We start from the raw sequence: 24,003 nt of genomic DNA, 5'->3' as shown, positions 1-24,003 counted from the left end.
CCTTATGTTTTAAATTGCTAATAGTTTAATACGAAAATTTGCTTTAAGCGCCTTGCTCTTCTTTTTGATCTGCAACTGCTTTTGTTGCAAGTGCAAAGTTGCGAATAGGAGCTTGCAGTACAGAAAGCAACATAGAAAGCAAGCCTTCGCGAGATGGAAGGTCAGCAATCGCTTTAATTTCATCAACTGTTGCAACATTGCCTTCGATGACGCCAGCTTTAATCTCAAGCGCTTCATGCTCTTTTGCAAAATCATTCAAAATTTTAGCAGGCGCCACGACATCTTCAGTGCTAAATGCGATAGCGTTTGGACCAGTCAGCACTTCTTCTAATCCAGAAATTTCTGCTTGTTCAACAGCACGGCGAGTTAACGTATTTTTGTAAACCTTGAACTCTATATTTGCTTCACGAAGTCTTTTGCGCAATTCCGTTACTTCCGCTACATTAAGACCGCGGTAATCTACGATAACAGTAGAGACGCTTTCACGGAATTTGGCTGCAATTTCTTCAACGATCTGTTTCTTCTTTTCAATTGCGCTGCTCATTTGTTTACACCTCCTGCAAATTGAAAATGAACACTTATACCGCCGGTGAAATGAAATACCTCCATGCCCGCAGACATGGAGGTATCGTACAAATAAGCAAACGTTCCGCTTAATCTATATCATACACCTCGGTAGGATATTAAGCCTTTCGGCACCTACTGTCTACGGTATAAATGAATTCTATTTAATTACACAACATTTTTATTTTACTAAAATACACCCTGCTTGTCAAACCGGTTTATTATTTCACGACAAAGCTGGAAGGATCTACTTTAATTCCAGGGCCCATTGTAGACGTTACAGAAACGTTTTTCATGTAAGTGCCTTTTGCCGCTGCCGGTTTTGCTTTTAATAGCGCATCGTAGATTGTTGTAAAGTTTTCAACTAATTTTTCACTGTCAAAAGAAGTTTTTCCGATTGGAACATGAACGTTCCCAGCTTTATCTACACGGTATTCAACTTTACCAGCTTTAATTTCTTTGACAGCTTTTTCAACTTCAAATGTTACCGTTCCTGTTTTAGGGTTCGGCATTAAACCTTTAGGACCTAAAATACGTCCAAGTTTACCGACTTCACCCATCATATCAGGGGTAGCCACAACAACATCGAAGTCAAACCAGCCTTGTTGAATTTTATTGATGTAGTCGCTGTCGCCAACATAATCCGCACCAGCAGCTTCCGCTTCTTTTGCTTTTTCCCCTTTAGCGAACACTAATACACGTTGTGTTTTACCTGTACCGTTCGGCAGCACAACAGCCCCGCGGATTTGCTGATCGTTTTTACGAGGATCAACGCCAAGGCGGAATGCAACTTCAACTGTCGCATCAAAGTTTGCGATATTCGTTTTCTTTACTAATTCAATTGCTTCTTTTACGTCATAAGCTTTTGAACGATCAACAAGCTTTGCAGCTTCTAAATATTTTTTACCTCTTTTTGCCATATCATTTTCCTCCTTATGTGGTTTTAGCGGAATAACCTCCCACGAATAAAGGTTGCGAACTTGAATAAACAAACTCGCAACCTACTACACCAATGCATATTGATTAGTCTTCGATCACAATGCCCATGCTTCGGGCTGTGCCTTCAACCATACGCATTGCTGCTTCAACGCTAGCTGCATTTAAGTCAGGCATTTTCGTTTCGGCAATTTCGCGAACTTTATCGCGTTTAATTGTTGCCACTTTATTACGATTTGGTTCACCAGAACCTGATTCAATTCCAGCTGCTTTTTTCAAAAGAACGGCAGCAGGCGGAGTTTTCGTAATAAATGTAAATGAACGGTCTTCAAATACCGTAATTTCAACAGGAATAATTAAGCCAGCTTGATCAGCCGTGCGAGCGTTGAACTCTTTACAGAATCCCATGATATTAACCCCAGCTTGACCGAGAGCAGGTCCTACTGGCGGCGCAGGATTAGCTTTACCTGCAGGAATCTGCAATTTCACGATTTTAATCACTTTTTTAGCCACGAGACACACCTCCTTAAGTCCGTGATGTGGTAATAGGGTAAAACCCTCCCACTCATGCAACATCCTTCTTTATATGAATGAGAGAAAGATTAATGCATCATTCAGTCTCTTTCAGAGACATATCGACTTAAGAAATATTACCATTTTTAATTAATGATTTCAAGTTTGTTTTTCTACATTTTACAATTTGGAAACTTGGGAAAAATCTAGTTCAACTGGTGTTTCACGCCCAAACATATTGACGAGAACTTTGACTTTTTTTCTATCTGTATCGATTTCTTCGATAACGCCCGTGAAATTAGCAAACGGGCCGTCATTTACTTTTACCGTTTCTTTTAATTCAAAATCAACTTCCACACGAGCCTCTTCTATTCCCATGCGTTTGAAAATTGCCTGTACTTCTTCCGGCAAAAGCGGAGTTGGTTTAGATCCAGACCCTGCAGAGCCGACGAATCCGGTAACTCCGGGAGTGTTGCGAACCACATACCATGAATCATCCGTCATGATGAGCTCTACTAAAACATACCCAGGGAAAACCTTTTTTTTCGTCACTTTTTTCTTTCCGCTTTTCATATCCATTTCTTCTTCTTCAGGGACGATCACACGAAAAATTTTGTCCTGCATGCCCATTGACTCTACGCGTTTTTCTAAATTCGCTTTTACTTTATTTTCATAGCCGGAATATGTATGCACAACATACCAGTTCTTTTCCATATCAGAGGACCTTGTCCTTCCCTCCCCATTTCATTTTTAGGCAATGAAAAAACCCGTTTACCGGGTTTACTGACGGACTTATGAATAATATCTATTATATCATGGATAAAAGGCTTTTATTCAAGAATAAGCCTTAATAACTCAGAAATTCCTAAGTCGACAATAGCAAAAAATATAGCAAAAAAGGCTACCGTTGTAATGACCGTAATCGTATAGCGAACCAATTCCTTTCTTTTCGGCCAGCTGACCTTTTTCATTTCTTTTACGACATCTCGAAAAAATCCAGTCAAGCGCTGCATTTGTTTACCTCCAGAAATCCAAGAATCGTGCAATTTACTTTGTTTCCCGATGAGTGGTATGAGCTTGGCACGTTTTACAAAACTTTTTGATTTCCAACCGTTCTTCGGTCGCCTTTTTCATCGTTGAATAATTTCGGCTGCCGCATTGAGAACAAGCTAGAACTATTTTTTTTCTCATATTACACCTACCGATACTTACTCTATTAAACAGTAACATAATGGCAATTTTTATGTCAATGAGTTATGAAGTAAATTCCCTCAGCTCTAAGTATCTTTCTAGCTTTCTTTTCACCCGCTGCAAGGCATTGTCAATAGATTTTACATGCCTGTTTAATTCTTCTGAAATTTCTAAATAGGAACGACCTTCCAAATAAAGGGACAACACTTTCCGTTCAAGATCAGATAATATTTCCCCCATTTTCAATTCTATATCATCAAACTTTTCCTGGTTAATGATGAGTTCTTCTGGATCCATTACTTTTGCTCCAGATATTACATCCATCAGTGTGCGATCTGACTCTTCATCATAAATGGGTTTATCCAATGAAACATACGAGTTTAGAGGAATATGTTTTTGACGGGTAGCAGTTTTAATGGCAGTAATCATTTGGCGGGTAATGCACAACTCGGCAAATGCCTTAAAGGAGGTAAGCTTGTCCTCTTTAAAGTCACGAATCGCTTTATATAATCCAATCATCCCCTCTTGAATTATATCCTCACGATCCGCCCCGATGAGAAAGTAGGATCTTGCCTTGGCCCGCACAAAGTTCCGGTATTTTGTGATCAAGAAATCCAATGCAGCGCTGTCGCCTTTGTGGACGAGCTCTACAATTTGTTCATCTTCAAGCTTCTGCAATTTTTTTATTTTTTCCCCCTTGTTGTCTTGAACACTCATGCAAATCACCCCGACCGCGCATACAATTATTAGAAATATTATACTGCAAGATTTCCATAAACGTCAACTTATGTCAAAATTACGATAAATCTCCTCTTCTCCATTTTTCGAACCTTTCGGCAACTTCATAAGAAAGGCGAATTTTCGAAGCGGGGCGCTCGCCCTGAATTTGCTGAATTTTTTTTCGAATGCTTTCTTCAATAGACACCACTTCGTTATATAGCTCGCGCGCCGATTTTCTCAAAGCTCCCTGGGAAAAAATCGTCCATTGTTCTATATAGTCGGATGTTGCTACATAAATTTTCGTCTTAATATTTTTTAATGTTTTGGCCAGCTTTTCAATCCGTTCATCAGCGGTTTCATTTTCTCTCGTGAAAATTATTTCCACGCGATTATCCAAATATTTTTTTTCAATTCCTTTCACTAAATGAGCATCAAAAACGACAATCACCTTCATCCCCGTGTATGCTTGATATTCGGCCATCTTGTTGATCAGGATCTTCCTTGCATCCTCCAAATTGTTTTCATCTTTTAATTTTTGCAGATCAGGCCAAGCACCAATAATGTTGTATCCATCGACTAATAAAATATCCATTGGCTACTCTCCTGATGGCCGCCGTTTACGAAAAACTTCATACATTAATAGACTGGCAGCAACGGAGGCGTTCAAAGAAGTAACATGACCAACCATCGGGATTTTCACAAGGAAGTCGCACTTTTCTTTTACTAAGCGGCTGATTCCTTTCCCTTCACTGCCGATTACTAATGCAACGGGCAGTTTCCCGTCAATTGTCCGATAATCGTCTTCCCCTTTTGCATCAGTGCCGTAAATCCATATACCTCTGTTTTTCAGCTCGTCAATCGTGCGTGCCAAGTTTGTCACACGGACTACGGGAACATATTCAATTGCTCCCGTTGACGTTTTTGCCACTACATTGGTTAAACCGACCGCCCGGTTCTTTGGAATAATAATGCCGTGTACTCCAGCAGCATCAGCTGTTCTCATAATCGAGCCGAGATTTGCCGGATTTTCAATTTCATCTAGAATCAGAAAAAAGGGCGCTTCCCCGCGTTCGTCAGACAATTTGAACAAATCTTCAAAATCCGTATACTTATATGCAGCAACTTGCGCAATGACTCCTTGGTGGCTGCCCGAAACGATCTGATCGAGCTTTTTCTTTGGAACGAATTGAACTGCTACCCCTTTATTTTTCGCCAGCATTATAATTTGCTGCGCTTGTTTAGTATATGAATTTTCCGCAATAAACACTTTGTTAATATCCCTGTTCGATTTCAATGCTTCGATAACCGAATTCTTCCCGTATATATATTCATCCGCCACGTTCAACTCCCCCTTTCTCGTATGTTGCAGCGATTGCAGCATCTATGACGTTGTTTAGCCGATCTTGATCACCTGTTAAAAAAAGATAGCCGATTAAAGATTCGAAAGCCGTGCTGTATCGGTATGTTTGTACATCGGTATTTTTCGGCACCGTGTTTGATTTGGCATTTCGCCCTCTTTTCATTATTTCCAGCTCTTCTTCATTGAAAAAGCCGTTGTCAGTTAATGTTTTTAAAATCGCTGCCTGCGCTTTGGCCGAAACAAACGACTTCGCCAATTTATGAAGCTGGCCCGGTTTGACAGTTCCTTTTGATAACAGATGATGCCTGACAAATACTTCATATACAGCATCGCCCATATATGCTAAAACAAGACCATTAAGCTGCCGTGCTTCTTTTATTTTTTCAAGCTCAATCATATTTATCCTCTTTTCCATCTTGTTCCTTGAGGCGTATCTTCCAATATAATGTTCATTTCCTTGAGCTGATCTCGAATTTTGTCGGCTAAAGCAAAATTTCTTTCTTTTCTAGCTTGATTTCGCTCGTTTATCAGCCTTTCAATGTCTTCGTCCAGCAGCTCTTGAACATCAAATGTCAAACCTAATACATCGCCAAATTCATTAAATAGCTGCAAAAATGCCTTAATTACTTTTTCGGAGGTGTTTTTTCTTTCCAAATAATAGTTTGCATTTTTCACTAAATCGAAAATGACAGATATAGCATTCGCCGTATTGAAATCGTCGTCCATTTCATGAATAAATTCCTTCTTTAGCCGGCTGATTTCTTCCAGCCATTTTTCATCATCATCAGTGAGATTCGCACTACTTTCCAGCCGATGCTTTAAATTGATATATGAGGTGCGGATTCTTTCCAATCCGTTTTTTGTACTATCCAAAAGTTCTTTCGAATAATTGATAGGATGTCGGTAGTGTACAGACAGCATAAAAAATCGAAATACTTGTGGGTCATACTGCTTTAAAACGTCTTGAACAAGAATAAAATTTCCGAGTGATTTAGACATCTTCTCATTGTTGATATTAATATAACCGTTATGCATCCAATATTTCGCAAAAGGTTTGCCGGTAAGCGCTTCGGATTGTGCGATCTCATTTTCATGATGCGGAAAAGTTAAATCTTGGCCGCCTGCATGAATATCAATTGTATCCCCTAAATATTTTCTTGCCATTGCGGAGCATTCAATATGCCAGCCAGGACGTCCTTTTCCCCAAGGGCTATCCCATGAAATTTCCCCTTCTTTTGCTGCTTTCCAAAGTGCAAAATCAAGCGGATCTCTCTTTTTTTCGCCAATTTGTATTCTGGCACCGGCATGAAGCTCATCTATTGATTGATGCGAAAGCTTTCCGTATTCCTTAAAATACCGTGTTTTATAATACACATCTCCGTCGACTTCATAGGCATAATTTTTGTCAATGAGAGCTTGGATGAATTCAATGATTGTCTCCATATTTTCCGTTACACGAGGATGAACATCCGCTCTTTTGCATCCCAGTGCATCAATATCAGAAAAATAGGCCTTAATAAATCGTTCTGCAATTTCCGGAACCGTTTCGCCCAAATCATTTGCAGCTTTAATCAATTTATCATCCACATCGGTAAAATTCGACACATATTTCACATCGTACCCTCTGTACTCCAAATATCGACGAACTGTATCATATACAATGGCTGGTCTAGCATTTCCGATGTGAATATAGTTGTAAACGGTAGGACCGCAAACATACATCTTTACCTTGTTGTCCTCTAAAGGAATAAATTCTTCCTTTTTCCTGGATAATGTATTATAAATTTTGATACTCATTGAACGCCCTCCTTTTTTTTCAGATTATCTAATTCTGCCTTTAATTTTCCTATTTCTTTTTCAAGCTCTTTTAATTTATCTGAAATAGGATCCGGCAAATCTCTATGATTTAAATCTTTTCTCACCTTTTTCCCGTTTTGCACAACAACTCTCCCCGGAATGCCTACAACAGTCGAATTATCCGGAACATCGCGCAAAACGACGGAACCTGCGCCAATTTTCGAGTTTTCTCCAATCGTAATAGATCCTAATACCTTCGCGCCAGCTGCAATGAGAACATTATTTTTGATGGTAGGATGCCGTTTCCCCTTTTCTTTACCTGTTCCGCCTAATGTAACTCCTTGATATACAGTAACATTATCGCCAATTTCACAAGTCTCGCCAATAACGACACCCATGCCATGATCGATGAAAAAACGACGACCGATTTTGGCACCAGGGTGGATTTCAATTCCCGTGAAAAAGCGGCTTATTTGCGAAATGACCCTGGCGATAAAGTATAATTTCCGTTTGTAAAACGCATGCGCCAACCGATGAGCCCATATGGCGTGAAGGCCTGAATAAGTTAAGATCACTTCTAAATAAGATCTCGCAGCAGGGTCTTGGTCAAAAACGACTTCCACATCTTCTTTTAATATTTTCCACATATTTTTCTCCCTCCCATAAAAAGTAATCATAATACCCTACTGAAAAAGAAATGCGCCTCTGTAGATACAGAGACGCAAATAAGCGCGGTTCCACTCTGTTTAGGGAAAAGTATAGCTTTTCTTTTCCCTCAACTTTAACTCTTATAACGGTGAGTCTCCGCTTTTGTCTACTCCCGCTGGTTTCGACAAAAGACTCGAAGGGGCATTTCAGAAAGCGCGTGCTTAAACCTCTTTCAGCCAAAGGAGGTTCTCTCTGAAAAGCCGTTTGCTTTCTTACTTCTCCTTCTCAACGTTTTTCCGTCATCTGTTCATCAATACTATATTACAATTTTTTTAAAAAGTTAATCTAGTGCTTTTTCCAGCCTTGTGATAATCTTTTCTTTTCCTAAGAGCTCAAGGGCAAGCGGCAGCTCAGGACCGTGTGTCTGCCCGGTCGTCGCAACGCGAATCGGCATGAACAATTTTTTCCCCTTTTGACCTGTCGCCTTTTGAACTGACTTAATCGCTTTTTTGATTTCATCTGCTTTGAAATCTTGAATTGCTTTCACTTCTTCCAAAAATGCGCTTAACACGGAAGGAACTTGTTCTTCTTGAAGCACAAGCTTTCCTTCTTCATCGACCTCTATCTCTTCCTTAAAAAACATTTCGCTTAATTCGATAATTTCTGCACCGTAGCTCATTTGCTCTTGATACAGGGAAATGAGACGTTGCACCCAATCTCTTTCATCTTCTGACATATTTTCACTGATGCGCCCGGCTTTTACAAGGTGGGGCAGCGAAAGGTCGACTACTTTTTCGAGATCAAGCTTTTTCATGTACTGATTGTTCATCCATTTTAATTTCAGTGTATCGAAAACAGCAGGTGATTTTGATAATCGGTTTGGATCAAAAATTTTAATAAACTCTTCTTTGCTGAAAATCTCTTCTTCCCCAACAGGAGACCATCCTAACAAACCGATAAAATTAAAGAGCGCTTCAGGCAAATACCCTAATTCAGCATATTGTTCAATAAATTGAATGATGCTCTCATCACGCTTGCTTAATTTTTTTCTGTTTTCATTGACGATTAACGTCATATGACCAAAAACAGGCGGTTCCCATCCAAAAGCTTCATAAATCATCATTTGCTTCGGTGTATTGGAGATATGGTCTTCTCCGCGCAACACATGACTGATTTCCATTAAATGATCGTCGACGGCGACGGCAAAATTATAAGTCGGTGTTCCGTCTTTTTTCACGATGACAAAATCCCCAAAATCATCGGACTCAAAAGAAATATCTCCTTTTACGATATCGTTCCATTTATATATTTTTCCTTTTGGAACCCGGAAACGAATGCTTGGTTTCCGTCCTTCTTTTTCGAGTGCCTCTTGCTGTTCTTTAGAAAGGTGCGCGCATTTCCCTGAATATCTTGGCATTTCACCGCGATCGATTTGCGCTTGACGCTCGTTTTCAAGCTCCTCTTCCGTACAATAACATTTATACGCCAAGTCTCTTTCCAAGAGCTCTTCATAATATTTTTTATAAATGCTTGTCCGCTCCGATTGTCGATAAGGACCGTAATCTCCGCCCTTGTCTATGCTTTCGTCCCAATCAATTCCAAGCCATTTTAAATAAAAAAGCTGGCTTTGTTCTCCTCCTTCGATATTCCGCTTTTGATCGGTATCTTCAATTCGGATAATAAATTTCCCATTTTGGCTTCTAGCGAACAAATAATTAAATAATGCAGTGCGTGCGTTTCCAATATGTAAATGCCCCGTCGGACTCGGTGCATAGCGAACCCGTATTCCGTTGTCAGCCATATTTTGTCCCTCCAATAATCAAACCGTAATTCTTTAAAATATTGTACCACCAAACCATTGATGTTCAAAGATTACTTTTTCTTTTGCAATAAAACGATTGACTGTGCAGCGATTCCTTCCCCGCGTCCTGTAAACCCAAGCTCCTCCGTCGTCGTTGCTTTAACATTCACTTGGTCAAGTTCAGCCTCCAAGAGCTCCGCAATTCTAGTACGCATTTGATGGATGTAAGGCGCCATTTTTGGTTTTTGAGCAATAATTGTACAATCCGCATTGCCTAATATATAGCCTTTCTCCTTTACCAAGTTCCATACCTCTTGAAGCAATTTCGCCGAGTCAATATCTTTATATGCAGGATCCGTATCAGGAAAATGCTTGCCGATATCTCCTTCTCCAATCGCTCCCAAGCAGGCATCTGTCAATGCATGAAGAAGAACATCAGCATCAGAATGTCCAAGCAATCCTTTTTCATAAGGAATGTTGACTCCACCGATCACAAGCGGTTTTCCTTCCACAAGCTGATGAACATCAAAACCTTGTCCAATCCGAATCATTCCCTTTCCCCTCTTTCACTCTCTAAAATCGCACGGGCAAAAATCAAATCTTCAGGGGTTGTAAGTTTTATATTTGAATAATCCCCATGTACAATACAAACTTTTTCGCCAATTCTTTCTACAAGACTTGCATCGTCTGTTCCTACAAATTGATCCCTATTGGCCGCTTCATGAGCTTTTAATACGATGGAAAGACGAAAAGCTTGTGGCGTTTGAACTGCCCACAAGCTAGAACGTTCAACAGTATCAATGACTTCCATATTGCGAACTCTTTTCACAGTATCCTTTACAGGAACGGCTACGACCGCTGCGCCCTCTAAATGAGCCTTTTCAACAAGCTGATGAATGGTTTCCCTGCGAATGAAAGGCCTTGCACCGTCGTGAATTAATATTATACCATCTTCTTCAACGGCTTTTAACCCGTTGTAAACACTATATTGGCGTTCCTGTCCTCCGGGAACTAGTTTTTGCACTTTTTTTATTTTATATTTTTTCAGTAAAGAAAGAAATTCTTCACGCTCTTTCTCGTTTATGACTAGAACAATTTCGGTGCATTGAGGATCTTTTTCAAACACCATTAAAGTATGAACAATCACAGGTAAAGAATTAAGTTTGATAAACTGTTTATTTTTTCCTGCCCTCATTCTTTTCCCTTGCCCTGCAGCTGGTATGACAACCCGATATTCCATCTTCTTTCTCCCTTATTACAATGCTTTTTCCAGCAGCTTTGGCTTTGCAAAAATCATTCGTCCGGCAGATGTTTGAAGAACGCTTGTAACGAGAATATCAATATTTTTCCCGATATAGTCCCTTCCGTCCTCGACAACAATCATCGTGCCATCATCAAGATAAGCAACACCTTGGTTATGCTCTTTTCCATCCTTAATTACTTGGACATTTAACTCTTCCCCTGGTAGTACAATCGGTTTTACCGCATTGGCTAAATCGTTGATGTTCAAAACAGAGACGTTTTGGAGCTCACATACTTTATTTAAATTGAAATCGTTTGTGACCACAACGCCTTGAATGATTTTTGCCAGTTTTACAAGCTTGCTGTCGACTTCTTGTATATCTTCAAAGTCGCCTTCCCATATTTCCACTTTAATGTCCAGCTCTTTTTGGATTTTATTTAAAATATCCAGACCTCTTCTTCCTCGATTTCTTTTTAGCACATCTGAAGAATCCGCTATATGCTGAAGTTCCTCCAACACAAATTGAGGAATAATAATGGTCCCTTCTAAAAAACCTGTTTGACAAATATCTGCAATCCTGCCATCTATAATAACACTTGTATCTAATATTTTTAAGCTTTTCTTTTCAACATTTTCCTCTTCTTCTTGAGAGGCTTTCTTCTTGCTGATTCTTGCTGTAATCGAAAACAAGTTCAACAGTTCGTCGCGCTTTTTATATCCGATTTGAAAACCTAAATATCCTAAAATTATGGTTAAAAAGATCGGAACAATGTTATTGATAATTGGGTATGGAAGTTCAGATAATGAAATTCCAATCAAATAAGCAATAATCAGACCAAAAATTAATCCTAAACTGCCAAATAATACATCCGTAACCGGAGCTTTCACTAATTTCTCTTCTATAAATTTTATCCAATTCACCACATAATCCACTAGCCAGAAGGAGGTTATATAAAATAAAATTGCACCTAATATCGCCAATGTATATGGTGTCATCAGAAATGGAATATCATCAAGATTTAAGAGAAATAATAATTCCGGTATAAACAAAACACCTAACGTTCCGCCAACAAAAAAGAAAAATATTTGAACAATTCGTTTTAACATACCTCCACCTCCTTTATTTCATTATATACACTTTCAAACCTTTCAAACATCTAAAAACAAGGATTGTAAAAATATTGATAAATTACTGTAAAGGATGTGTTAGAGCTCCCTTGCAATGTTATACTGATCTTGGAGGCGCCTTAATCCTTCCTTAATTTTCCTCGCCCTAACTTCACCTATTCCTTCCACTTCATCAAGCTTTTCTACGGTAGCATTTGCAATTTGTTTCAAATTTTCAAAGGTTGTCACTAAATTTTCAATAATAACGGAAGGAAGCTTTGGTATTTTATGCAAAAACCGGTATCCTCGAGGAACAACAGGTTCATTCATATTGGTAAAATGGGGATATCCGAGCAGCTTCAATAAAACCGCATCATCTAATAATGCTGAGCTGGACAATTCTTGCAGCTGCTTTAATACAGGAATAGGATCATTCAGCCGCTCCATGCTGTAATCTTTGATAAGCAGAGCCGCTTCTTTTTCAATATCTGCTAAAAGCTCGGTCATCTGAAGCTGAATCAGCTGCCCTTCTGTACCGAGTTCGTAAATATAATTAATAATTTCACTCTTAATTCGCAGCACCATTTCTATTCTATGTAAAACTTGGATCACTTCATCGATCGTGACTAAATCTTCAAACTCTAAAGATCCTAAATTATTAATGGATTGGTCAGTGGCAGATTTATACTTTTCCAACGTCCGCAAAGCTTGATTGGCCTTCGTCAAAATGACGCCGATATCCCTCAAAGCATAGCGGGAATTGCCAAAATATAATGTGACGACATTTCTTCTTTCAGAAATAGCAATTACGAGATTTCCTGTTTGCTTTGCTACTCGTTCAGCTGTTCTATGCCTCATGCCTGTTTCTCTTACCTCTATGCTCGTATCCGGAACGAGCTGTGCGTTTGCGTATAAAATTTTTTGCCCTGAGTCGCTTAAAATAATGGCTCCATCCATTTTAGCTAGTTCATATAAATAGGCGGGGGAAAAAGGGCAATTGATATAAAATCCCCCGTCTACAATTTGTTTGATTTTTTCGTTATATCCTACAACAATTAGCCCCCCGGTCTTTGCGCGCAGCACGTTTTCAATTCCTTCCCGGATTGGTGTGCCTGGGGCTACAAATTGCAAGATTTCCTTAAGCGATTTTTCTTGTTTCATAGCTTATCCCCCTATTGCAAGTTCGAGCGCTTCTGAAATGTTTTGCACACCGACAATTTCTATATCTTCCGGCCATTTCCAACCGCCCAGATTGGCTTTCGGTAAAAAAATCCGCTTAAATCCCAGTTTGGCAGCTTCTTGTACACGCTGTTCAATTCGTGAAACCCTTCTAATTTCTCCTGTTAAACCAACCTCACCTACAAAAACATCATAAATGTTCGTCGGAACATCTTTAAAGCTTGAAGCTATACTGATGCAAATTGCCAAGTCAATTGAAGGCTCGTCTAATTTCACCCCGCCGGCAACTTTTAAGTAGGCATCTTGGTTTTGGAGCAATAAACCAACACGTTTTTCCAATACCGCCATCAACAAAGAAACACGATTATGATCAATCCCATTTGCCATCCTTCTGGGGTTTCCAAAGCTTGTCGGGGTGATTAAAGCTTGTATTTCGACTAGAACAGGTCTTGTCCCTTCCATGGAAGCGACTACTGTTGAACCAGATGCCCCTTTTGCACGCTCTTCTAAAAACACTTCTGACGGGTTGAGCACTTCTTTAAGACCTGCTTCCTTCATTTCAAAAATTCCTATTTCGTTAGTGGATCCGAACCTGTTTTTAACTGCCCGTAAAATTCGGTACGTATGATGTCGATCACCTTCAAAATACAATACAGTATCAACCATATGTTCTAAAATGCGCGGCCCTGCAATTGTGCCGTCTTTTGTTACATGACCGACAATAAAAATCGGAATTCCTTTTGTCTTTGCCAATCTCATTAATTCAGCCGTACATTCTCGAACCTGAGATACGCTTCCAGGAGCAGAAGCAATTTCACTGTTATAAATCGTTTGAATGGAATCAATGATGACAAAAGCCGGTTCAGTTTCCATTATGGATTGAATGATGATTTCTAAGTCCGTTTCAGAAAGCACGAAAAGTCTTTCGCCTTTTACCCCGAGTCGGTCGGAGCGAAGTTTTGTCTGTTTTAAAGATTCTTCTCCCGAAATGTATAAAACATCGTTCCCTCTCTCTGCCAGCTGTGAGGAGACTTGCAATAAGAGAGTGGATTTTCCAATTCCAGGATCCCCTCCAATTAAAACGAGAGACCCTTTTACAATTCCGCCTCCCAATACGCGGTTAAACTCATGAAGTCCTGTAAGCATTCTAGGTTCTTGCGCAGCTTGGATTTGATGAATTGGAGAAGGTTTGCTGACAGTGGATGATTCGGAATGACTAAAAGCAATGCGGTGTTTTCCCTTTGGCTTGATAACTTCTTCAACCATTGAATTCCATTCGCCGCACCCTGGACATTTTCCCATCCATTTCGGCGATTCATATCCGCACGATTGACAAATAAATTTTGATTTGATCTTTGACATTCGGTTATTCCCCACTTTGTTCAATCGATAAACGACAATATAATGAAAGAGAGGGGCATACGTGAAGCAGTATGCCCATTGGATTATTGAACCTTTTCTGCAGTTTTTACGACAAATTCATTATTTTGCACGTCCAATACAACTTTTTGACCTTGCGAGATCGTGCCTTTCAATAATTCCTCTGATAAGCGATCTTCGACATATTTTTGAATCGCTCTCCGCAACGGACGCGCTCCATATTCTAAGTCAAAGCCCTCTTCAGCCAGCTTTTCTTTTGCACGATCCGTTAATTCGAGTTCTATATCCTGTTCTTTTAATCGTTTTGTCAGCTGATCCGCCATCAGCGAAACAATTTCTTTCAAATGTTTTTTCTCTAAAGAGTGGAACACAATAATTTCGTCAATCCGGTTCAAAAATTCAGGACGAAATGCTTTTTTCAGTTCATCCATCACTTTGTTTTTCATATCTTTATAATTTTCATTTTCGTCTTGAACATTAAAGCCGACATATTTATTCCGTTTTAATTCGCTTGCCCCTACATTTGAAGTCATAATTAAAATCGTATTTCGAAAATCAACGGTGCGCCCTTTTGAGTCTGTGAGTCTTCCGTCTTCAAGCACCTGCAGCAAAATGTTAAACACATCTGGATGAGCTTTTTCAATTTCATCCAATAATACGACTGAGTATGGCTTGCGGCGCACTTTTTCCGTCAATTGTCCTCCCTCTTCATAGCCTACATATCCAGGAGGCGAACCAACGAGCCTTGACGTAGAATGCTTCTCCATATATTCTGACATATCGATTCGAATCATAGCATCTTCGTCACCAAACATTGCTTCAGCTAATGCACGGGCTAATTCCGTTTTCCCTACACCTGTCGGTCCTAAGAAGATAAATGAACCGATCGGACGCTTCGGATCTTTTAAGCCTGCACGTGCCCGTCTGACAGCTTTTGCGACTGCAGTGACAGCTTCTTCTTGACCAATAACGCGCGAGTGTAAAATTTCTTCGAGATTCAAAAGCCGCTCTGATTCTGTTTGGGCAAGTTTAACAACCGGAATTCCCGTCCAGCTTGAAACAACCATTGCAATATCCTCTACGGTCACTTCAGAATTTTCTTGACCTTGTTTTTCCTTCCATGATTTTTTCGTTTCCTCTAATTCCTCTCTGAGCCGCTGCTCTGTATCTCTTAATGAAGCTGCTTTTTCAAATTCTTGGCTTTGGACTGCAGCTTCTTTTTCTTTTCGCACTTCTTCTAATTTTTGCTCCAATTCCTTTAAATTCGGAGGTGTTGCAAATGAACGAAGACGGACTTTGGAGCCTGCTTCATCAATCAAGTCAATCGCTTTATCAGGCAGGAACCGATCGGAAATATACCGATCTGAAAGTTTAACAGCAGCTTCAATCGCCTCATCGGAAATGGATACCCGGTGGTGTGCTTCATATCGGTCTCTTAATCCTCTTAAAATTTGAATGCTCTCTTCAATGGACGGTTCGTCGACTTGGATTGGCTGGAAGCGCCGTTCAAGTGCAGCATCCTTTTCAATATATTTACGGTATTCATCCAAAGTTGTTGCCCCAATACATTGCAATTCTCCCCGAGCCAAAGCAGGTTTTAAAATGTTGGAAGCATCAATTGCACCTTCCGCCCCGCCTGCGCCGATCAGTGTATGAAGCTCGTCAATAAATAAAATGATGTTTCCTGCTTGGCGAATTTCATCCATTACCTTTTTAAGGCGGTCCTCAAATTCCCCTCTATATTTTGTGCCAGCTACAACTGTTCCCATATCAAGGGTCATAACGCGCTTATCTCTCAAAATTTCAGGAACCTCATTATTCACAATTTGCTGAGCAAGTCCCTCTGCTATGGCAGTTTTCCCAACACCAGGTTCACCTATTAAAACAGGATTATTTTTTGTTCTTCGGCTCAAAACCTCGATGACACGCTGAATTTCTTTGCTTCGGCCGATGACTGGATCAAGTCCGCCCTCCCGTGCAACAGCCGTTAAGTCCCGCGCAAGACTATCAAGCGTCGGAGTATTTGCGTTTGTCATCGAACTTCCTTGGTGGCTTGAGGATACTTCATTGCTGCCTAACAACTGTAAAACTTGCTGACGCGCTTTGTTCAAGCTTACTCCGAGATTGTTTAAAACACGCGCAGCAACTCCCTCTCCTTCTCGAATTAATCCCAATAGGATATGTTCTGTTCCGACATAAGAATGTCCTAATTTTCTTGCTTCATCCATTGACAGTTCAATGACTTTCTTTGCTCTCGGTGTGTAATGGATCGTTTGCGAAATTTCTTGTCCCCGTCCTATCAGGCTTTCCACTTCATTTTGGATTTTTTCTGGACTTAATCCTAGAGCGTGAAGCGCTTTAGCGGCAATTCCTTCTCCTTCGCGCACGAGCCCAAGCAATATGTGCTCTGTGCCGATATTGTTATGTCCGAGGCGTACAGCTTCTTCCTGCGCTAAAGCAAGCACTTTTTGCGCCCGTTCCGTAAATCTCCCAAACATCATTGTTCATCATCCTCCCTTTGCTTCCTTTCTAATTGAAGCCTTTCACGAATTAATGTTGCCCTGCGAATATCCCGTTCATTCGGCCGTAGAACTCCTCCTGAATATTGTTGCAGAAATCCGGGCTGAATTAAAATCATAAGCTCATTTAAAACACTGCGTGGAACATTTTGAATAATTCCCAGGTCAATTCCTAAGCGCACATCTGATAAACATTGAATTGCTTCTTTCGATGGAATAATCCTGCTGTATTTGAGAGTGCCGTAGGAACGATATACACGGTCTTCTAGATGATGCGGATTCGTTTTATATAAAGCATCTCTTGCAGCCCGTTCTTGAGCAATTAATTGCCCGACAACACCTATTAAATCATCGACAATATCGTCTTCTGATTTGCCTAGCGTAATTTGGTTCGAAATTTGGAATATATTACCTATCGCTTCACTTCCTTCTCCGTACCGACCTCTCACAACCAATCCTAATTGATTGATAGCAGGTATAATTTGGTTAATCTGCTGTGTTAAGACAAGTCCTGGAAGGTGCATCATCACGGAAGCCCGCAAGCCGGTACCGACATTTGTTGGACAGCTAGTTAAGTAGCCCCTATGTTCATCAAATGCATAATCTACTTTTTCCTCAATCCAATCGTCAAGATTCATTGCCATTTTCAACGCTTCTTTTAGCTGAAGGCCCGGGAACAAACATTGAATTCTAATATGATCCTCCTCGTTTATCATGATGCTCACTTCTTCGTTTTCAGATAAAAGGCACCCTCCAAGTGCTGATTCTTCCATTAAATAAGGACTAATCAAATGCTTCTCTACAAGTACGCGTTTTTGAATAGGCTGAAGTTCATTCATTTTCAGCAGCACGAATGTCCCTAAACCGTCAAACACTCTTTGTGAAAATGATTCTTCAAATGTATTTAAAACAGCCAAGGCTTCTTCATTCGACATAATGGTAGGGAAGCTGATATTTTCTATATTTCGCGCCAATCTGACTCGGCTGCTCAGCACAATATCGGAATCAGGTCCTTCTTGATTCATCCAAGGGCTCATGGCTGAACGAATAAATTTTTGAAAGGACATGTCATACTCCCCTTTCGTTCCGTCCATTTATCTTCGCTTCAATGGACCGAATTTCATCCCGAACTTGAGCTGCTCTTTCGAATTCCTCTTTCGCAATTAATTCTTGCAGTTCCTGTTTAAGCATTTTCAGGCGCTTTTTCAAATGAATACTTCCACCGGTCCGTTTCGGTACTTTACCGCCGTGAGTTGTATTCCCGCCATGAACACGTTTTAAAATCGGGGTAATTTGGTGATAAAACGTTTTGTAACAATGGGAGCATCCGAATTTACCAATTTTCGTAAATTGATCAAACGTCATATTACATTTCTCACATTGAATGACCTGATTTTTCTTGAAAACATTTTGCCCTTGGCTGCTAATGGCGCTGTCCATATTTAATAATCCGGACAATAAGTTGTTTATAGAAAAGCCTGGATTCATATTGAATATGAATACATCACTTTTTTCCTGTGCACATTTTTCACATATATGCACTTCAGTCTTTTCGCCGTTGATAATTTTTGTAAAGTGGAAAGTAGCGGGCCTTTCATGACATTCTTGACAAATCATCGTCCATCACATCCTCACTTGTATTTTAACGAGGTGAGCATCGCCTTCATCATCCTTGCCCTCAATTCGTCTCGATCAGGCAAATCAATATATAAAACAGACCGATCAATTACGCTCAACATAATTTTCGCTTCTCTTTCTGAAATAACCTCTTCATCAGCCAATCTCAAAATAATATCCTCCGCCGACGATTGTGACAGCCTTTTACCAATGGCATTTAAAATTTGATTGATCAGCTGGATACGGTCATTGATTCGAATTTTCATAATTCGGATATAACCGCCTCCACCCCTTTTGCTTTCGACAATGTAACCCCGTTCAATTGTAAAACGAGTGTTGATCACGTAATTGATTTGCGATGGAACACATTGAAATTTATCCGCAATTTCACTTCTTTTAATTTCAACAATTTCTTTTCCGCTTGAATCTAATACATGCTTTAAATATTGCTCGATAATATCAGATATATTCCGCACCTCGAAAAACACCTCCTTCAACTTTTTGATTGGAATTGCAAAACGCTCAAGAAATGTGCAATATCCTTGAGGGATAGGAGGCAAGATGTTTACGTAATGCTTATTTCCTAAACGATAACAACTAGTCACTTGACTTTGACTATATTTGACCTTAATTATAATATAAATTTTTTTTTGTGTCATTTCAACAAAAAAGCTCACTAATAATATTGCCATTTACAATATGGAAAAAACCCGCTCTTTAAAAAACTTTTTTAACTTCTTGAAATTTCAATAATTCGTTTATGATTTCAGGCATTTCATCTTTTGGAAGGCCAATTTCAAGTAAATATGAACGCTTCGCATGTTTAGTTTCTTTTGGCTTTGACAATGTAAAATGAATTTTATAAACAGAAATATTTAATTGTTCAAGTTTCCGAGTAAATTCCACCAAATCATCTTCTGGAAGATTAACTTGTATCCATTTTTTGCTTGACTTCTCAGCAAAAAAAGCCTCCACCTTATTGAGAAAGATCAAACTTAACAATACAATCAAGGTAGAAAAAATCGCCAACGGATACATTCCTGCCCCAACAACAAGGCCAAGTCCTGCAACAACCCAAATCGAGGCTGCCGTCGTTAATCCTCTTACCGTAACCCCTCTCACTAATATCGTTCCAGCACCTAAAAAACCAATGCCACTAATGACATAAGAAGGAATTCTTGCTGGGTCAAAACGAATATTTTCATAACGATCCATATATTCTTCAAAGCCATAAAGAGACAGAAGCATCATCATGCAGGAGCCGACACCAACTAACAAATGCGTGCGAAAGCCTGCTGGATGCCGTTTAAATTCTCGTTCAAGGCCAATAAATCCACTTAAAATGACTGCTAAAACAATGCGAATCAACATAATTTGCCATTCCTCAGGCATTATCATTCCTCCTTACCATCCAAATGACTTTTTCTGTTTTGGCCATATATGAATTTTGAAATGATACAGTATTATACTTTCCCATTATATGCGATGAACAGTGCTCAATATTCAATCGTTCTTGAGTATGAGACTAAGAATGATATGAAACAAAAAAGCACTTTTAGAGCTGGCTTTAAAATCAAACGAAGCTTTCACTGCTCATATGCTTCAAGAATGGAAAAGTTTATGCTTCTGAAGTAACGATCAATTAATTATACTCCGATTGAAGGTTTTAAAGAAAGCGAGCTTGATTGCAATAGATGCGGAGGATCTTCAGAAGAAGCGAGCTCTTAGTTGTTCGTAAATTTGTCGTTTTTGTTCGTTCTGTTTTAAGCTGTTTTGTCTGTTTGTTGTATATTTCCATTTACAAGAGGATAAAAGAGGCTTGAGCTTGTCAAATCACATGCAGTGAATAATTGTTTCGTCCATACTTTTTTACAAGGATAAGCAAATCTCGCCTCCATCGCTTTTCTCAGATTAATTAAAACGGTTTGCATCATTCAAATCAATTAAAGATGTTTTTGTAACAGCAAAAATATCCATTTCGGCTTTCGACAATTTTCTCGAAAAATTGGCTTTTAGACTGTCATTTCTTAATTTTTCATTTTATGATCATAACGGAAAGTATTGCAACGGAAAAACATCACAAAAAGCTAAAAAAAAAGCCGATTCCTCCACCGCCTTCGCTATACACGAGAGGCGGCGGTCATATCGGCAAAAAAATAAGATGAAAGGTATTTATTCTATGTCACGATTAATAATTTTAGGCGGATCCAAGTTTTTAATAACGGGCTCTCTAGACTTTATATCTGCATACGTATTGATAATTTCCGGATCATAAATAATTTGCAGCCTAGAAGGCTTGCCTATTTGGTTTTGTGCACCTTCAAAATAATCGTTATTCGTAATTTTTTGCGCCCCACTAAAATTTTGATTGCTGGCCCGTCCTCTTATCGCATTTAAAACAATGCGCCTCGCTGATATTCCTCCTTCTATACGAATATTTGAACCAACTCCAAACATTTCTAATGCTTGTTCTGAATAGAAAAACCCTTTAATATTACTAGGTTCATCCTGGTTAACGCTATTATTTCTAATGTTTATATTTCCATTTGCAAAAATAATTAACGAACCGTTTTGACCTAATCCATTGATACGCGAATATTCAATCGTCACATCCCCCATTACATACATAATAGAATTAAATTCCGCATCAGCCCCTTTAATCGTCAGATCTCCGTTCACAAATATGGGGCCGTCCACCCGAATTTTGTCATAATTATTTGGGTTGTACGAATTAGATCCGTTGCCAATTGTTAAATTTTTCTCTATATAGGCTCCCTCCTTAAAGGTGGTCTGTTTGAATTGATTATCTGAATTGCGAATTGTTAATGAACCTGCAGTGGCAAAGCTTTTAAAAAGATTATTCCCAGTAAATGTGTAATCTCCATCGTATTTCTCATTACACCATATAAAAAAACATTCATCATGACTCGCATAAACTTTGTCATTAGGCCGATTTTGGTTTGAGATTATTCTATTATTAGCTTTTATGATCGTTACACCGGGAGAATTATGTTTATAATAAAAAACCGATTTTTGTGCAGGAATTTGAATGTCATCACGGATCGGCTGCCTTTTTACAATAACCGGGGCTTGCCGATTGTAAAAAGCATCATCAATACGATCTGTTAGCTTTGTATAAGAACTTCCAAAATTAGAAGTTGTAATATGTTGTTCATATGGAGGGGTATGATTAAAGGTAAAAATATTTCCACCAAGTAGTAAGTTTGCGTTTGCTTTTCCTTGTGTTGGTAAAATGCTCGGGTAAACGGACGCAATCCATTTCTCACCACTTAAATATGCATATCCTCGGTTTGTTATGATTAAATTCCCGTCTACCTTCATATCCCCTGTGATCGAAACCCCGCCGTGCAAAAACATATTTCCTTCACCAGGTATACAGGCATTTGGAGTTTTACATAATTTGTTGGCACCGAGCGCATAATGTAATGTCTCCAAAACAGATTGTGCACCAATTTCAACTTCTGAAATAACCGTTTTTTCCTTGCCATCAACAAATCCTCTGCTTAAAAAGGTTATCTTCTTCTTTAGCGGGTTTTCTTCACCATTTTCTATTACATTTTCTATATTTCGTATATATACTCGATATTCACCAGTTGCGCCAGTATTGTGAACACTATTTATCACGTCTTTATAGCGATTTAAAATCGTATTTAATTTCGTTATAAACTCGCTGCGGGTGATTCCTTCTTCTCCTAGTTCATTTTTCAAATCGCTTTGAATCTGATTCGTAATATGTTCAATTCCTTTATTGGCTAATTCACGAGCTTGAACATAATCCTCGCTTGTTTGATTTCTTTTCACTCCAGATAAAGCAACTGTCAAAACGGAAACAGACAAGACTGTAAATAGTAAAAAGATCAACATGGTTAAGATCAAGGAGTATCCTTTCTCATTCATTAAGATTTTCATTATTTTGCACTCCTTTTCGATCATTAATAATGCTCACAATACTTTTCAGTTTCATTGTTTGCTGTGTTTTAGCAGATTGTAAAACTAACAAAATTTCAAACACATCTTCTCGTTCAGTTTCTATCAATTTTGATTCGCGAGAAAGCACGATATTTCCGTTTGTTAACGACAATTCTTTGTTATTAATCACTACACGTGAATGTTCATGATCAAAACCAATTTTGCTGCCGTCATGTTTGATCAAAAAGTAATTCCCGCTTGGATCCGGCAATTTCCGCTCCTTAATCTCACTAACCTTTAACACAAACAGCTCATCAATTAAATGGGCGAGTATATAATCTGCTTCATCGCGCAATGCTGCTTCTTCCATAGCACGGTCATATGTTTTTAATCCGCTAAAAAGAACAGAGTAAGCGATCAGTCCGATAACAGAACCCAATAAAACCACTGAAAGAACTTCTACTAACGTAATTCCTTTACTAGAGGATATGATTTTTTTACTCATAGCTCACATACCCTTCAACCTTTGAAGTAATGGGTGTTTTTGAATTTTGTAAATTCACTTCAACAAGTACATTCATTAATCGAATCGCTTTTTCATTAGCAGTTTGACTGACCGTTACTTGAACTGCATACGTTTTATTATTTATAAGTGGAGAAAACAAAAGTTCACATTCATCGGGATCTGGACGGTTCGAGCAGCTGTCAGAAGTATAAACTTGCGGCTGATTAAAGCGATCATTATCTGGTTCATCAATATAAGAAAAAGGATTCATCTTAATTCTTTCCATTGTTGATTTCGCCAGATGAATTGCCACTAATTGATCATTGTTTACTACAGTTGTTTTATTTGTAAAAACAAAAAGATTAAGAAATGCCAAAATAATGATGGAAAGAATAACGAGAGAAATTAGTATCTCCACAAGTGTAAACCCGTCCATTTTCTTCACAATCTTCATTTTCATAGAATATTCACCCATTTTTTTAAATATTAAGTAATAGTCGCAATGGCTGTAGTGAATTGGAACTATATCCTCTGAAATTGGACTTTTTGACTAAAAAACCATTGTCTTAAACGAATCATAATAATAGAATGTAAGTATATGGAACATTTTTACTAAATCCGTAAAAATTTTTCTCTCCAAAATTTGCTATGATTATACAAAAATACATTATTTATTACTTTTATTTTACTTCAAAATAAAGCCTTTTAGACTAAAATAAAACAATATTTTTACTATTTATTCAAATTTTTACATTTTATTGTGGATGAATTGCTGTAATTTTGCTATTATTATACAAAATATTTCATCTTCGTTGCTTTCATTTTACTCCAAAATAGGTCTTTTTAACTAAATAAAGCTGTATTTTTTACCTATTTTGTAAAATTTTATATTTTTACAGGCTGAATTAGACAAATCAATTGTACTTCTTCTTTTACTCATACGATGAAGAAACAAGCTCTAAGGAACTGAAGCCTTGCGCAATCAACCGCGCT

At 38.7% G+C, this 24,003-nt stretch carries 26 protein-coding genes and 2 other annotated features; all 26 genes read right to left on the bottom strand.

Translation table 11 applies throughout. The features are described from left to right. Nucleotides 1–43 precede the first annotated feature (43 nt). Nucleotides 44–544 carry a 50S ribosomal protein L10 gene (gene rplJ, locus NSQ84_RS00700; protein ID WP_063387147.1) on the bottom strand — a complete coding sequence of 167 codons (501 nt, stop codon included), beginning with the start codon at nt 542–544 and terminating at the stop codon, nt 44–46. Between the two features lie 43 nt (nt 545–587). Beyond that, nucleotides 588–730 (bottom strand) — a sequence feature (ribosomal protein L10 leader region). 55 nt (nt 731–785) lie between these two features. Continuing rightward, nucleotides 786–1,484: a 50S ribosomal protein L1 gene (rplA, locus tag NSQ84_RS00695; RefSeq protein ID WP_063387146.1), complete on the bottom strand. Its 699-nt coding sequence runs from the start codon at nt 1,482–1,484 to the stop codon at nt 786–788. Between the two features lie 103 nt (nt 1,485–1,587). Then, nucleotides 1,588–2,013, bottom strand: a complete 426-nt coding sequence (gene rplK / locus NSQ84_RS00690; RefSeq protein WP_063387145.1) for a 50S ribosomal protein L11 — start codon at nt 2,011–2,013, stop codon at nt 1,588–1,590. Nucleotides 2,014–2,193: 180 nt separating this feature from the next. Continuing rightward, entirely contained in the window at nt 2,194–2,727 is a 534-nt protein-coding gene (nusG, locus tag NSQ84_RS00685) for a transcription termination/antitermination protein NusG (RefSeq protein WP_063387144.1), read from the bottom strand. A gap of 116 nt (nt 2,728–2,843) precedes the next feature. Next, nucleotides 2,844–3,026, bottom strand: coding sequence for a preprotein translocase subunit SecE (gene secE, locus NSQ84_RS00680; protein WP_063387143.1), 183 nt, complete (start codon nt 3,024–3,026; stop codon nt 2,844–2,846). 34 nt (nt 3,027–3,060) lie between these two features. Further along, nucleotides 3,061–3,204: a 50S ribosomal protein L33 gene (gene rpmG, locus NSQ84_RS00675; RefSeq protein WP_082829425.1), complete on the bottom strand. Its 144-nt coding sequence runs from the start codon at nt 3,202–3,204 to the stop codon at nt 3,061–3,063. A 63-nt stretch (nt 3,205–3,267) separates the two neighbouring features. After that, nucleotides 3,268–3,921: an RNA polymerase sporulation sigma factor SigH gene (gene sigH / locus NSQ84_RS00670; RefSeq protein ID WP_063387142.1), complete on the bottom strand. Its 654-nt coding sequence runs from the start codon at nt 3,919–3,921 to the stop codon at nt 3,268–3,270. Between the two features lie 79 nt (nt 3,922–4,000). Further along, nucleotides 4,001–4,516: an NYN domain-containing protein gene (locus NSQ84_RS00665; RefSeq protein ID WP_063387141.1), complete on the bottom strand. Its 516-nt coding sequence runs from the start codon at nt 4,514–4,516 to the stop codon at nt 4,001–4,003. 3 nt (nt 4,517–4,519) lie between these two features. Continuing rightward, nucleotides 4,520–5,305 (bottom strand): 23S rRNA (guanosine(2251)-2'-O)-methyltransferase RlmB, encoded by a 786-nt coding sequence (rlmB, locus tag NSQ84_RS00660; RefSeq protein WP_063387140.1) that lies wholly within the window; start codon nt 5,303–5,305, stop codon nt 4,520–4,522. After that, complete coding sequence (locus NSQ84_RS00655; RefSeq protein WP_066247904.1) at nt 5,253–5,681, bottom strand: Mini-ribonuclease 3; 429 nt, start codon at nt 5,679–5,681, stop codon at nt 5,253–5,255. Before NSQ84_RS00655 ends, rlmB begins: the two co-directional genes overlap by 53 nt. Before the next feature lie 2 nt (nt 5,682–5,683). Beyond that, the gene (gene cysS / locus NSQ84_RS00650) at nt 5,684–7,081 is read right to left on the bottom strand and encodes a cysteine--tRNA ligase (protein ID WP_066247902.1); all 1,398 of its coding nucleotides are present in this window, start codon (nt 7,079–7,081) and stop codon (nt 5,684–5,686) included. Next, entirely contained in the window at nt 7,078–7,728 is a 651-nt protein-coding gene (gene cysE, locus NSQ84_RS00645) for a serine O-acetyltransferase (protein WP_063387137.1), read from the bottom strand. Before cysE ends, cysS begins: the two co-directional genes overlap by 4 nt. A 65-nt stretch (nt 7,729–7,793) precedes the next feature. After that, nucleotides 7,794–8,027 (bottom strand) — a binding site (T-box leader). A gap of 42 nt (nt 8,028–8,069) precedes the next feature. Beyond that, on the bottom strand, nt 8,070–9,530 hold the full coding sequence (gene gltX / locus NSQ84_RS00640) for a glutamate--tRNA ligase (protein ID WP_130156456.1): 1,461 nt from the start codon (nt 9,528–9,530) through the stop codon (nt 8,070–8,072). Nucleotides 9,531–9,601: 71 nt separating this feature from the next. Then, on the bottom strand, nt 9,602–10,081 hold the full coding sequence (gene ispF / locus NSQ84_RS00635) for a 2-C-methyl-D-erythritol 2,4-cyclodiphosphate synthase (RefSeq protein WP_063387135.1): 480 nt from the start codon (nt 10,079–10,081) through the stop codon (nt 9,602–9,604). After that, on the bottom strand, nt 10,078–10,770 hold the full coding sequence (ispD, locus tag NSQ84_RS00630; RefSeq protein WP_063387134.1) for a 2-C-methyl-D-erythritol 4-phosphate cytidylyltransferase: 693 nt from the start codon (nt 10,768–10,770) through the stop codon (nt 10,078–10,080). The genes ispF and ispD overlap by 4 nt, the downstream gene beginning before the upstream one ends. A 15-nt stretch (nt 10,771–10,785) precedes the next feature. Beyond that, nucleotides 10,786–11,880, bottom strand: coding sequence for a PIN/TRAM domain-containing protein (locus NSQ84_RS00625; RefSeq protein WP_130156458.1), 1,095 nt, complete (start codon nt 11,878–11,880; stop codon nt 10,786–10,788). 99 nt (nt 11,881–11,979) lie between these two features. Continuing rightward, entirely contained in the window at nt 11,980–13,041 is a 1,062-nt protein-coding gene (disA, locus tag NSQ84_RS00620) for a DNA integrity scanning diadenylate cyclase DisA (protein WP_066247900.1), read from the bottom strand. A 3-nt stretch (nt 13,042–13,044) separates the two neighbouring features. Next, nucleotides 13,045–14,421 (bottom strand): DNA repair protein RadA, encoded by a 1,377-nt coding sequence (radA, locus tag NSQ84_RS00615; RefSeq protein WP_130156460.1) that lies wholly within the window; start codon nt 14,419–14,421, stop codon nt 13,045–13,047. Nucleotides 14,422–14,504: 83 nt separating this feature from the next. Continuing rightward, nucleotides 14,505–16,940, bottom strand: a complete 2,436-nt coding sequence (gene clpC / locus NSQ84_RS00610; protein WP_063387130.1) for an ATP-dependent protease ATP-binding subunit ClpC — start codon at nt 16,938–16,940, stop codon at nt 14,505–14,507. Next, a complete protein-coding gene (locus NSQ84_RS00605) occupies nt 16,937–18,025 on the bottom strand; it encodes a protein arginine kinase (RefSeq protein ID WP_063387129.1) in 1,089 nt (362 codons plus the stop codon). Before NSQ84_RS00605 ends, clpC begins: the two co-directional genes overlap by 4 nt. A gap of 1 nt (nt 18,026) precedes the next feature. Beyond that, on the bottom strand, nt 18,027–18,575 hold the full coding sequence (locus tag NSQ84_RS00600) for a UvrB/UvrC motif-containing protein (protein ID WP_063387128.1): 549 nt from the start codon (nt 18,573–18,575) through the stop codon (nt 18,027–18,029). A gap of 14 nt (nt 18,576–18,589) precedes the next feature. Next, on the bottom strand, nt 18,590–19,051 hold the full coding sequence (locus NSQ84_RS00595) for a CtsR family transcriptional regulator (protein WP_063387474.1): 462 nt from the start codon (nt 19,049–19,051) through the stop codon (nt 18,590–18,592). Between the two features lie 241 nt (nt 19,052–19,292). Next, on the bottom strand, nt 19,293–19,967 hold the full coding sequence (locus NSQ84_RS00590; protein ID WP_242513753.1) for an MgtC/SapB family protein: 675 nt from the start codon (nt 19,965–19,967) through the stop codon (nt 19,293–19,295). A 780-nt stretch (nt 19,968–20,747) separates the two neighbouring features. Further along, nucleotides 20,748–22,505, bottom strand: a complete 1,758-nt coding sequence (locus NSQ84_RS00585; RefSeq protein WP_130156462.1) for a hypothetical protein — start codon at nt 22,503–22,505, stop codon at nt 20,748–20,750. Further along, nucleotides 22,486–23,010, bottom strand: a complete 525-nt coding sequence (locus NSQ84_RS00580) for a hypothetical protein (RefSeq protein WP_130156464.1) — start codon at nt 23,008–23,010, stop codon at nt 22,486–22,488. Before NSQ84_RS00580 ends, NSQ84_RS00585 begins: the two co-directional genes overlap by 20 nt. Beyond that, entirely contained in the window at nt 23,003–23,470 is a 468-nt protein-coding gene (locus tag NSQ84_RS00575) for a prepilin-type N-terminal cleavage/methylation domain-containing protein (protein ID WP_157727882.1), read from the bottom strand. The genes NSQ84_RS00580 and NSQ84_RS00575 overlap by 8 nt, the downstream gene beginning before the upstream one ends. Nucleotides 23,471–24,003 lie beyond the last annotated feature (533 nt).

The sequence above is a fragment of the Aeribacillus sp. FSL K6-3256 genome (assembly GCF_037965805.1).
GTDB classification, from domain to species: domain Bacteria; phylum Bacillota; class Bacilli; order Bacillales; family Aeribacillaceae; genus Aeribacillus; species Aeribacillus composti.
Note: the sequence above shows the minus strand (reverse complement) of the source record. Positions and strands in the feature narration are given on the sequence as shown.

Coding starts and splice junctions, on each gene's coding strand:
- NSQ84_RS00600 (WP_063387128.1), bottom strand. CDS start 18,575: ATGATTTGTCAAGAATGTCATGAAAGGCCCGCTACTTTCCACTTTACA.
- NSQ84_RS00605 (WP_063387129.1), bottom strand. CDS start 18,025: ATGTCCTTTCAAAAATTTATTCGTTCAGCCATGAGCCCTTGGATGAAT.
- disA (WP_066247900.1), bottom strand. CDS start 13,041: ATGAAACAAGAAAAATCGCTTAAGGAAATCTTGCAATTTGTAGCCCCA.
- rplA (WP_063387146.1), bottom strand. CDS start 1,484: ATGGCAAAAAGAGGTAAAAAATATTTAGAAGCTGCAAAGCTTGTTGAT.
- radA (WP_130156460.1), bottom strand. CDS start 14,421: ATGTCAAAGATCAAATCAAAATTTATTTGTCAATCGTGCGGATATGAA.
- clpC (WP_063387130.1), bottom strand. CDS start 16,940: ATGATGTTTGGGAGATTTACGGAACGGGCGCAAAAAGTGCTTGCTTTA.
- cysS (WP_066247902.1), bottom strand. CDS start 7,081: ATGAGTATCAAAATTTATAATACATTATCCAGGAAAAAGGAAGAATTT.
- NSQ84_RS00590 (WP_242513753.1), bottom strand. CDS start 19,967: ATGCCTGAGGAATGGCAAATTATGTTGATTCGCATTGTTTTAGCAGTC.
- NSQ84_RS00575 (WP_157727882.1), bottom strand. CDS start 23,470: ATGAAAATGAAGATTGTGAAGAAAATGGACGGGTTTACACTTGTGGAG.
- rplJ (WP_063387147.1), bottom strand. CDS start 544: ATGAGCAGCGCAATTGAAAAGAAGAAACAGATCGTTGAAGAAATTGCA.
- NSQ84_RS00585 (WP_130156462.1), bottom strand. CDS start 22,505: ATGAAAATCTTAATGAATGAGAAAGGATACTCCTTGATCTTAACCATG.
- NSQ84_RS00580 (WP_130156464.1), bottom strand. CDS start 23,010: ATGAGTAAAAAAATCATATCCTCTAGTAAAGGAATTACGTTAGTAGAA.
- rpmG (WP_082829425.1), bottom strand. CDS start 3,204: ATGAGAAAAAAAATAGTTCTAGCTTGTTCTCAATGCGGCAGCCGAAAT.
- cysE (WP_063387137.1), bottom strand. CDS start 7,728: ATGTGGAAAATATTAAAAGAAGATGTGGAAGTCGTTTTTGACCAAGAC.
- gltX (WP_130156456.1), bottom strand. CDS start 9,530: ATGGCTGACAACGGAATACGGGTTCGCTATGCACCGAGTCCGACGGGG.
- ispD (WP_063387134.1), bottom strand. CDS start 10,770: ATGGAATATCGGGTTGTCATACCAGCTGCAGGGCAAGGGAAAAGAATG.
- ispF (WP_063387135.1), bottom strand. CDS start 10,081: ATGATTCGGATTGGACAAGGTTTTGATGTTCATCAGCTTGTGGAAGGA.
- nusG (WP_063387144.1), bottom strand. CDS start 2,727: ATGGAAAAGAACTGGTATGTTGTGCATACATATTCCGGCTATGAAAAT.
- NSQ84_RS00655 (WP_066247904.1), bottom strand. CDS start 5,681: ATGATTGAGCTTGAAAAAATAAAAGAAGCACGGCAGCTTAATGGTCTT.
- NSQ84_RS00665 (WP_063387141.1), bottom strand. CDS start 4,516: ATGGATATTTTATTAGTCGATGGATACAACATTATTGGTGCTTGGCCT.
- sigH (WP_063387142.1), bottom strand. CDS start 3,921: ATGAGTGTTCAAGACAACAAGGGGGAAAAAATAAAAAAATTGCAGAAG.
- NSQ84_RS00625 (WP_130156458.1), bottom strand. CDS start 11,880: ATGTTAAAACGAATTGTTCAAATATTTTTCTTTTTTGTTGGCGGAACG.
- rlmB (WP_063387140.1), bottom strand. CDS start 5,305: ATGCTGCAATCGCTGCAACATACGAGAAAGGGGGAGTTGAACGTGGCG.
- secE (WP_063387143.1), bottom strand. CDS start 3,026: ATGCAGCGCTTGACTGGATTTTTTCGAGATGTCGTAAAAGAAATGAAA.